Origin of the sequence: Nostoc sp. (assembly GCF_036917515.1) — a bacterium.
In the GTDB taxonomy this organism is placed as follows: Bacteria; Cyanobacteriota; Cyanobacteriia; order Cyanobacteriales; family Nostocaceae; genus Nostoc.
In genome coordinates this window covers 57,165-66,612 of sequence record NZ_JBALDE010000256.1, presented here as the reverse complement: position 1 = coordinate 66,612, position 9,448 = coordinate 57,165, and the positions used below count along the sequence as shown (strand labels likewise).

The following is a 9,448-nucleotide window of genomic DNA, read 5'->3' as shown; positions in this document are numbered from 1 at the left end:
TATCCGCAAGCAACTGGAGTACTTCCCTACCTTGCGAGCGGCAATGGAGTATGTTCTGAGTTTAGTGTCCTAACCAACCTGGCGGTTGCTATAAAAGTATTATGAATGGTGCAAAGACTCATGCACAAGATGTGTGTTATTGGAATCAGCAGGATTTTCAAGCATGGGCTGAAAAAGCAATTACTGTAGTACGTGAGCTAAAACGTAGTTTTCCTAGTGAAGCTAACTTGGAATGGAGAAAAATTGCTATGCAAGCTTATCAAGATAATGGTCTTGACCCAGCATCCTTAGCAAAAAATTTACGCGCTCATAAATTAGCTAATCTCCCAATTAGTGGATAGTTAAGAGGTAGGGGCGGGCATTCGCCCACCCCTATTAAAATCAGGTAACACCAAAGACAACTACTAAGCCCAAAACCGCCCCAAACACAATCAAGGCATAGAATTGAGCGCGGCCGTTTTCTAGATACTTCAGACCTTCACCACTAACAAGGGTGAAAAAGCCTGTGAGGTTAACAGCACCATCTACAACGCGGAAGTCAACTTCCATAACTTGTCTAGCTACGCGACGCAAGCCGAGGACAAAAACCCGATGGTAAATGTCATCAAAGTACCACTTGTTGAGGGATAACTCGTAAAGTGGTTGGATTTTAGCAGCGATCGCAGCCGGGTCAATCTTACGGGCCAAATACATCAGCGAAGCTAAAGTAATCGCAACCAAGGAAATTCCCACTGAAGCACCCGCCATAATGTAGAATTCCGTCGGATTGAACTCGGAAGCTTTTTCTAGAACTTCGGTGAGAGTTTCGCTAGGAGGAAAGATAAACTCTTCAAAATAATTGGCGTAGGGAGTTCCCACTAAACCAATGAAAATCGAAGGCACAGCCAAAAATACTAACGGCAGAGTCATTGTCCACGGCGATTCGTGAGGAGAGTCGCTGTGATGTCCGTGGGAGTCATGATCGTGGGAGTCATGGTGTTCACCAGTGGCAGTCAATTCTCCTTTTTTCATTGCCCCAGGCCCAAAATTCGGGGCTAGTTCTTCTGACTGCAACTCCAGAACAATTGTCGCCGCCTTCTTGAGTTTTTCCTTAATTTTCTCGTCAGTACCCCGGAATTTGCCTTCAAATGTCGAAAAATACATTCTAAACATATAGAAAGCAGTAATCCCGGCAGTTAGCCAGCCGATAAACCAGAGAAGTGGGTTAGCCTCAAAAGCCTTCCCCAAAATTTCATCTTTTGACCAGAAACCAGCAAAGGGCGGGATACCAGAAATTGCCAAGCAACCAATCAAAAAGGTAGTTGCTGTGACGGGCATATACTTTCGCAGTCCACCCATCAAGCGCATATCTTGGGCTAAGGCAGGGTCGTGTCCAACGACACCTTCCATACCATGAATTACTGAACCTGAACCCAAGAACAGCATCGCCTTGAAATAGGCATGGGTCATCAGGTGGAATAGTCCTGCACTGTAGGAACCTATTCCCATTGCCATCACCATGTAACCAAGTTGGGAAATGGTGGAGTAAGCCAAGCCCTTTTTGATGTCGTTTTGGGTAATGGCAATGGTTGCCCCCAAAAACGCCGTAAACGCCCCAGTAAAGGCAATGACATTCATTGCAGCTGGAACGTCTTCAAATACTGGGTACATCCGGGCAATCAGGAAAACACCCGCTGCCACCATCGTTGCTGCGTGAATCAAGGCAGAAATGGGAGTGGGGCCTTCCATCGCATCTGGTAGCCAGACATGGAGGGGGAATTGGGCTGATTTCGCCACTGGCCCTAAGAAAACTAAAATCGCAAACAGGACAGCGAGAAAATTACTGATCGAACCTGATTCCACAAGTTGGGCGAGGCGATCGCCCATAATATTAAAATCAAAACTTCCTGTTGCCCAGAACAGCCCTAAAATACCAAGTAATAGACCAAAGTCGCCTACGCGGTTGGTAACAAATGCTTTTTGCGCGGCATCAGCTGCTGACTTGCGATCGTACCAAAAGCCGACCAACAAGTAAGAACACATCCCCACAAGTTCCCAGAAGATATAAATCTGTACTAGGTTGGGGCTGACCACCAGACCTAACATTGAGGAGCCAAACAAACTGAGATAGGCGTAAAACCTCACATAACCGGGATCGTGAGCCATGTAGCCATCGGTGTAAACCATGACTAACAACGCTACCGTTGTGACAATTACTAGCATTAGGGCTGTCAGGTGGTCAATAGTGTAGCCCATGCTCAGGTGAAAATTACCTGCCGCCGCCCACTCAAAGGTGCGGATATAAGTCGCGTGTCCTTGAATTTGACTCCATAGCAAGGCAAACGATAGCCCCATAGCTGCTGCCATCATGGAGATAATCACCACAGCGTTAAGCTGCCGTAGGCGGTTTGTCACCTGATTCAACGAGATTAACCCTAGACCGACCAGTATCGCCCCAAAAAGAGGGAACACCGGAATCAGCCAGGCATACTGATAGATTACTTCCATCACTGACGCCTACTTTTAGAATTCTTGATTAGCGTGTCAAAACTGTTAACAATTGTGACACACACCCTTTAGGATAAAATAACCCACCCAAGGCTGATTGGGTGGGGTATTAAGCATGGTTTTAGATTTGGTCATTGGTAATTGGTCATTGGTCATTAGTCCAATGTCACATGACGCCAGTTGCTTCAAGTTGGCAAAGCCGCCCAACGCACTGGCTCCCCCATGCCCTATACCCAATATCCATCAAGCTGATCGGCACTCTAAGTCCACTGTTTTTGAACTTTTGTAGATTTTGGGGTAATTGCTGTAGCTAGCTTTAATCTCTTCTAAAGCTAGACGTAAATCTTCTCTGCCACGAAAGCATTCCAAGCGATGGCGAATAGTGCCATTTTCAATCAATAGTAAAGTGGGTAGTGATTTTAGCTTATAGGTAGTAGACAATTTAAAATTTTGATCGGCGTTAACCCCGACTAATTTAATTTCATCCCCGCACTGGGCCTGAAATTGCAACAACAATGGGTGAATAACTCGACATAAGCCACACCAAGGTGCTTCAAAGTTAACTAAAACAGGAATAAGAGATTCTAAAACTTCTTCAGTAAATGTCCGCTCACTAACCGACAACACCATGACGCCTCTTGGATTATAAGGTTTTTATTTTTATATCAAACTAGCTATCAGTACTGAATTGAGTAGTGCTGAGTTCCGAGTTCTGGTTGCTGAGTAGAAGTCCATAACTAAAGTTTGCGGATTGAATGAACAACTCGTTTATTTTTCTTTTAGAGTTAAAGCGGAGATTAGGACTAATTGCCAAGCAATGAATACTAAGTTGCTTGCTTTTACTCAAGACTCAAGACTCAGCACTACTTCAGTGGGGGATTGGCAAGTCAATAACTGCCGATAGATGCTTTCAGGACACAGAATCATTAGCAAAAATTGAGCGCGTTAATGTGTCTCTGACTCAAAAGCGACCTTAGAAGTCGCGTTGGCTTTTTTGGATGTTAAACTCCTGATTGCCGTGACCGCTTGGGGATCTGACTGAATCTACCACTTTTTTTCAAGCAAAGGCAACTGACAACAACTACTAATATAAAATCTCAAGCTGGCTGAACGCACCCCCCACTGAGTAGATGTTTGAATTTATCCTACATTGATTTGGAGCAATTGATAAGCTGAAATTTCCATCTATTTCGGATTTTCTGCTGACACCGGGAATCGTCTAAGATTACCATCCTATGCTACTAGTTGCTTCCAGTAACAGAGGGTGCGCCCACCAAAGCAAAGCTATAAAAATGGTAACTCCCAAATAAGCAGGGCGGAGAAATTCCTGCCATTTGAGAGATTGACGCCCGTCAAAAATTGCTTTAAAGGGAATAATTGAAGTCCGCTGTCTAGCAATTTCAAAAGCTTCTCCATAACGATGCACAAGACGGCGATCGCCATGCCAAACGCCAAACAAGTGATGCAATACCAATCCAATGGAAGTCACAAGGGTAAAGGTAGTGCCCAGCCAGAGAGTATGGGCAACACACCAAATTATTTGTCCTACCATTTGGGGATGACGGGTAATCCGAATAATTCCTGTTTCGTAGAGATGAACTTGGGGCTTTTGAATAGCAGCAATTTCTAGTAGATTGAAGGTAGCAGGATATAAAAACAAAAACGAGATTGCTGACAGCAGCCAAACAAATTCTCGAACTCCTGGCACCCCTTGTACCTGCCAAAGTTGCAAACCATCATAGCGGTGCCCAAAAAAGTAAATAATTAATATCACAGCCAACGGTAGGCTGACTAATGCAAAGAGAATGCGATAAAACCTTGGCCCAATGTATTTTTCTGCCCAAGGGCGTAAAGCAGCGCCTCCACTGTGAGCGATCGCAAAAACTATTTGTAACCCTAATATGACAAAATGACTGGGTGTCAACCAAGAAATCAGCAACATATAGACAGGTGAAGTAATTTAAAGAAAACTAAATTCAGTACAACCAATACCACAAAGTATTCAAAAGGGGACTTTAGTCAAGATGTTGTGCTACTGTCTTTTTCGAGTCAAACCTTCAAGTTTAATATGCAACAAATCATGTCCGGCTGATTGCTGCCAAACCGGATTTATTACATACATCTGCTCCTTTAAAATGTTTGTGGGTTGAGCCTTATGTCTGACCTTCCTTTCACTTTAGATCAGTTACGTATCCTGAAAGCGATTGCCCAAGAAGGAAGCTTCAAGCGTGCCGCTGATAGTCTTTACGTTTCCCAGCCCGCCGTCAGTTTGCAAGTCCAAAATCTCGAACGGCAACTTGATGTCCCCTTATTCGATCGTGGAGGACGACGCGCCCAATTAACCGAAGCTGGGCATCTACTTTTAAACTACGGTGAAAAAATCCTCAGTCTCTGCCAGGAAACCTGCCGCGCCATTGAGGATTTACAAAATCTCCAAGGTGGTACTTTAATTGTCGGTGCTTCTCAAACCACCGGCACTTATCTTTTACCCAGAATGATCGGTATGTTCCGACAAAAATATCCAGATGTGGCAGTGCAATTACACGTCCACTCTACCCGGCGGACTGCTTGGAGTGTCGCTAACGGACAAGTCGATCTGGCAATTATCGGCGGTGAAATCCCTGGTGAACTCTCAGAATCTTTAGATGTGATTCCTTACGCTGAGGACGAGCTAGCGCTGATTATACCTGTCTTTCATCCTTTTACCAAACTTGAAAAAATCCAAAAAGAAGACCTATATAAATTACAATTCATTGCTCTAGATTCCCAATCGACTATCCGCAAAGTAATTGACCAAGTGCTAGCACGCTGTGAAATTGATACCAGACGTTTTAAAGTTGAAATGGAATTGAATTCCATTGAAGCGATTAAAAATGCTGTGCAATCTGGTTTAGGAGCTGCCTTTGTTTCAACTAGTGCGATCGCTAAAGAGTTACAAATGGGCGTTCTGCACCGTACTCCCATTGAAGGCGTTGTCGTCAAACGGACGCTATGGCTGATTTGTAATCCCAATCGCTATAGATCCAAGGCCGCAGAAGCCTTTAGTCAAGAAATTTTGCCCCAGTTTGCTAACCCAGGATGGAATCAAGATGTGTTAAAATTAACACAAAAAAGTCTAATGTTAACTACATTGGAGGTAGCAACACCTAGCTCATCTGGCGAAGACTGAAATCAGGTTATTAGTCTCTTGTCATTTGGACTTTGTTTCTTGTAAATGACCAAATAATTCGTAATGACGCTCCTCTGTCGCTAACTTAATTCGTAATTATTAACTCTTTGTGTTCGTACAGAGTGCAGTAGACAAGCCAAGGGTTTGATATCAGGAAAAAAGTTTCATGTTCCTGATTAACAAATTTATACCAATTTGAAAAAAGAATGTGACAGATATATACTCCCAAACCTTTGTGATGTCTGGCTTTCTTAATGCATGAATTTTGAATTTTGAATTGGTATTAGCTACTCTGTAACCGGAACTAATTACGAATTACGTAGCTTGCTTCTTGCCATTCGCTAGCATCTCCTAGAGAAGGCGAGTATTATCAATTGCGAATTATTTTGACTAATCACGAAAATGGAAGTTTACTGTACTCGTCCACGTTGTCCACGTCCACAAAACTATTTTGCCGATTTAGATGATATTACGACACTGAAAACAACCCAGCAAAAGTATTGCACTACCTGTGGTATGCCATTGATGCTAGATGGTCGATACGTGCCAAGGAAACTGCTGGGAAGGGGCGGATTTGGAGCCGCATTTCTGGCACGCGATCGCCGAATACCAGGAATGCGTCAATGCGTGGTTAAGCAGTTTCAACCATCGGGAAATTTAACCTTAACTCAACTGCAACAAGCGCAGTTAATGTTTGAAAGAGAAGCAGAAGTCCTAGCACAGCTTGGTAACGATAGCGAGCAAATTCCTGACTTATTTGCCTTCTTTCCAGTAATAGTTAATAGCTTGCAACCAAAAGAGCAAGACCAATTTTTTTACTTGGTGCAAGAATACATTGACGGGCAAACCTTAGAAGAAGAATTAGTTCAACAAGGCAAATTTTCTGAACAGCAAGTATTAGAGGTATTACAAGGAATTCTGAGGGTACTAGAGTTTGTCCATGACAGAGGGATTATTCACAGAGACATTAAACCTTCAAACATCATGCGTCGTCGTGATGGTAAACTTTTCTTACTAGATTTTGGTGCAGTCAAGCAAATAACAAATGTTGCACTTGGTTCTGTGGCTTCTTCCACAGGAATTTATTCTATGGGATTTGCACCGCCGGAACAGATGGCTGGAGGGCAAGTATTTCCATCTACAGATTTATACGCTTTAGCTGTAACTCTTATTACCTTGTTAACAAATCAGGAAGCAATTCAACTATTTGATGTCTATAATAACCAGTGGAAATGGCGAACCCAAGTAAGTATCAACCCTCGCCTTGCTGACATTTTAGACAAGATGCTGCTACCTGCTGCTAATCAGCGCTTCCAGTCAGCCCAAGAGGTTCTACACGCACTTAACTCACAGGCTCTAGCGCCTACACAATTTAATTCGCCCTCTGCAACCCTCCCGCCACAACCACCTCAAGGTTCTAGTTCTGTTGTTCCCCGTCGTCCTCCAATTGGGCCAGCGTTTTCTACATTGGAATTATTGGGTGGGGCGGCATTTAGTGGATTTGAGGGTGCATTGATCGCGATCGCCCTCTTCAGTCTAGTCAAATTACCAATAGTTACTTTGATTACTTCCGCCTTGATTTTAGGTATACTTATTTTTACCCAAACTCGGCGATGGATTGAAAAGTTCGATTTATTAATTATTCCCACAATTACTTTTGCAATTATTTTTTTTCTCCCTTTTTTACGAGGAGGTCTTGACCTTTCGTCAGTGGTGATTTTAGCAGTTGGAGCAGGCTTAGTAGCTATTTCATTGACAGCTGTATTTCGACTTATTTATAAATTACTATCTCTCCTACTTTAAAAAATTTCTGGTACTAACAGTTACATAAATATCTCAGACACCCGAAACACTTAGTCTTTTTTTTAGCCGTTGTCATCACTATTGGTTTAATGTTTGATGGTCTATGGTTTCTTATGCAACTGTGGGCGCAATTAAACGGAACTGGCAAAAAGTGGGTGAGACAAATACCCGCAATTTATTTGTAATCGTTAAACAGAATGGTCAAATAGACCAGTAAGCTGGTGAAGCTTGTGCAAATTGGCTGTTGATACCTCAGGGTCAAAAATTGAGCGAAAAAGCTGGATTTGTTAAAATTAAATGATAAAAATGCTTAACTTTAGCCAAATAATTAAAATAATAAATATTTTTTCTTTATTCAAATTTGTTCATGTCACAAAAGAATGAAACCGCAATTTTAGCCTTGGCTCTGCTGCTGACAGTTGGTATAGTTGGCGGTGGTTTTTGGTGGTTTAGTAACAATGGGGTGAAAATTGGTAATAAGATCATTCAAAATCAAGAATCAGGCAACAATTCATCTTTACAAGACCGCATTAGTTTTGGAGAAAAATCTTTTATTCCGGGTGACATTTCTCCAGTAAAAAAAGAAGGAGTACAGGCGATCGCAGCTAAAAGTTACAATCGAGCGATCGCTAATTTCACAGCAGCTCTAAAACTCAACCGAAACGATCCAGAAACGTTAATTTTTCTTAACAATGCCCGCATCGGTTCTTCCAAGAGCTATACCATCGTGGCTTCTGTACCATTCGGCACTGACCCCAATACTTCTTTAGAAATTTTACGTGGCATAGCTCAAGCCCAAAATCAAGTTAATAGCTTTGGAGGGGTCAAGGGAGTACGGTTGAGGGTAGGGATAGCTAACGACGACGACAATCCAGAAATAGCCAAGCAAATTGCTTCTACCCTAGTCAGCAATTCTGAAGTATTAGGTGTAGTTGGGCCGAATACTAGCGATTCTACCTTAGCCGCAGGTGCTATCTATACTTCTGGACAACTTGTAGCCATATCTCCCACTAGTACATCTGTCAAAATTTCTAACTTTAGCCGTTATATTTTTCGCACGGTTCCTAGTGATTTTATGGCTGCGAGAACTTTAGCCAACTACATGGTGAGAACCTTGCAGAAAAAAAATGCAGTGGTTTTCTTTAATTCTCAGAGTAACTATAGCCAGTCTTTAAAGTCAGAGTTTGTCTCATCCGTTTCCTTGGAGGGTGGACAGGTAGCCAGCGAATTTGACTTATCCAGGGCGGATTTTAGTGCAGCTAAAAGCGTAGAACAAGCAACAAAGCAAGGCGCAGAAGTGTTAATGTTAGCTGCTAATACTGAAACTTTAGATAAAGCGCTACAAGTACTTCAAATTAACCAGAAAAAGTTAACTCTGTTGGCGGGAGATGATGTATACACCACTAAAACTCTGGAAATTGGCAGAGAACAAGCTGTGGGGATGGTACTAGCAGTTCCCTGGCATATTGATGGCGATCCGAAGTCAGATTTTCCCCAGAAATCGCGGCAATTATGGGGTGCTGATGTCAGTTGGCGAAGTGCCCTCAGTTATGATGCCACTGTTGCTCTAATTGCGGCATTAGAACGCAATCCCACCCGAGATGGAGTTCAAGAAGCACTCTTGTCCTCTGACTTTTCTGCGACTGGCGCTTCTGGGACAATTCGATTTTTAGCATCAGGCGATCGCAATGCGCCAGTCCAACTTGTAAAAATTGTTCCTGGTTCTCGCTCTCGCACTGGTTATGACTTTGAACCAGTGCGTTAACCAGCAATAAAAAATTAAAAGTTAACCAATCGTTAACCTGGAAAAACCCTGAAGATGAGAAATTAAGCTTTATGGGGAAAAATCTTAGTATCAACTAACAACTTATCCTCACCAACATTCAAGCCTTGAGAAAAAAGACAAATAATCCAGGGGAAATTTATTATACCTTGATTTATAAAGTAGTCAGAAGTGAGGATTTATCTGCATTTTTAGTAAAACACCCG

Annotated in this window: 7 protein-coding genes; 4 read left to right on the top strand and 3 right to left on the bottom strand. The window is 42.6% G+C overall.

What is annotated here, in order from left to right:
- The first annotated feature begins 101 nt into the window (after positions 1-101).
- Positions 102-341: a hypothetical protein gene (locus tag V7K89_RS32840; RefSeq protein WP_335194868.1), complete on the top strand. Its 240-nt coding sequence runs from the start codon at positions 102-104 to the stop codon at positions 339-341.
- A 40-nt stretch (positions 342-381) separates the two neighbouring features.
- Here the strand turns inward: V7K89_RS32840 and V7K89_RS32835 are convergent, their stop codons facing one another.
- The 3 genes from V7K89_RS32835 to V7K89_RS32825 all read right to left on the bottom strand — a co-directional run bounded on the left by V7K89_RS32835 (position 382) and on the right by V7K89_RS32825 (position 4,429).
- Positions 382-2,487: an NAD(P)H-quinone oxidoreductase subunit 5 gene (locus tag V7K89_RS32835; protein WP_335194866.1), complete on the bottom strand. Its 2,106-nt coding sequence runs from the start codon at positions 2,485-2,487 to the stop codon at positions 382-384.
- 243 nt (positions 2,488-2,730) lie between these two features.
- The gene (locus tag V7K89_RS32830; protein WP_335194864.1) at positions 2,731-3,117 is read right to left on the bottom strand and encodes a thioredoxin family protein; all 387 of its coding nucleotides are present in this window, start codon (positions 3,115-3,117) and stop codon (positions 2,731-2,733) included.
- Positions 3,118-3,712: 595 nt separating this feature from the next.
- Positions 3,713-4,429 carry an NnrU family protein gene (locus V7K89_RS32825; RefSeq protein ID WP_335194862.1) on the bottom strand — a complete coding sequence of 239 codons (717 nt, stop codon included), beginning with the start codon at positions 4,427-4,429 and terminating at the stop codon, positions 3,713-3,715.
- A 213-nt stretch (positions 4,430-4,642) separates the two neighbouring features.
- On the opposite strand from V7K89_RS32825, the gene V7K89_RS32820 reads away from it, so the two are divergent.
- The 3 genes from V7K89_RS32820 to V7K89_RS32810 all read left to right on the top strand — a co-directional run bounded on the left by V7K89_RS32820 (position 4,643) and on the right by V7K89_RS32810 (position 9,224).
- Positions 4,643-5,656, top strand: a complete 1,014-nt coding sequence (locus V7K89_RS32820; protein WP_335194860.1) for a LysR family transcriptional regulator — start codon at positions 4,643-4,645, stop codon at positions 5,654-5,656.
- A gap of 402 nt (positions 5,657-6,058) precedes the next feature.
- Positions 6,059-7,459 (top strand): serine/threonine-protein kinase, encoded by a 1,401-nt coding sequence (locus V7K89_RS32815; RefSeq protein WP_335194858.1) that lies wholly within the window; start codon positions 6,059-6,061, stop codon positions 7,457-7,459.
- A gap of 367 nt (positions 7,460-7,826) precedes the next feature.
- Entirely contained in the window at positions 7,827-9,224 is a 1,398-nt protein-coding gene (locus V7K89_RS32810) for an ABC transporter substrate-binding protein (protein ID WP_335194856.1), read from the top strand.
- Positions 9,225-9,448: the final 224 nt, after the last annotated feature.

Excerpts from the sequence above, each read along its gene's own strand:
- V7K89_RS32840 (WP_335194868.1), top strand. The coding sequence starts at position 102 with ATGAATGGTGCAAAGACTCATGCACAAGATGTGTGTTATTGGAATCAG.
- V7K89_RS32835 (WP_335194866.1), bottom strand. The coding sequence starts at position 2,487 with ATGGAAGTAATCTATCAGTATGCCTGGCTGATTCCGGTGTTCCCTCTT.
- V7K89_RS32830 (WP_335194864.1), bottom strand. The coding sequence starts at position 3,117 with ATGGTGTTGTCGGTTAGTGAGCGGACATTTACTGAAGAAGTTTTAGAA.
- V7K89_RS32825 (WP_335194862.1), bottom strand. The coding sequence starts at position 4,429 with ATGTTGCTGATTTCTTGGTTGACACCCAGTCATTTTGTCATATTAGGG.
- V7K89_RS32820 (WP_335194860.1), top strand. The coding sequence starts at position 4,643 with ATGTCTGACCTTCCTTTCACTTTAGATCAGTTACGTATCCTGAAAGCG.
- V7K89_RS32815 (WP_335194858.1), top strand. The coding sequence starts at position 6,059 with ATGGAAGTTTACTGTACTCGTCCACGTTGTCCACGTCCACAAAACTAT.
- V7K89_RS32810 (WP_335194856.1), top strand. The coding sequence starts at position 7,827 with ATGTCACAAAAGAATGAAACCGCAATTTTAGCCTTGGCTCTGCTGCTG.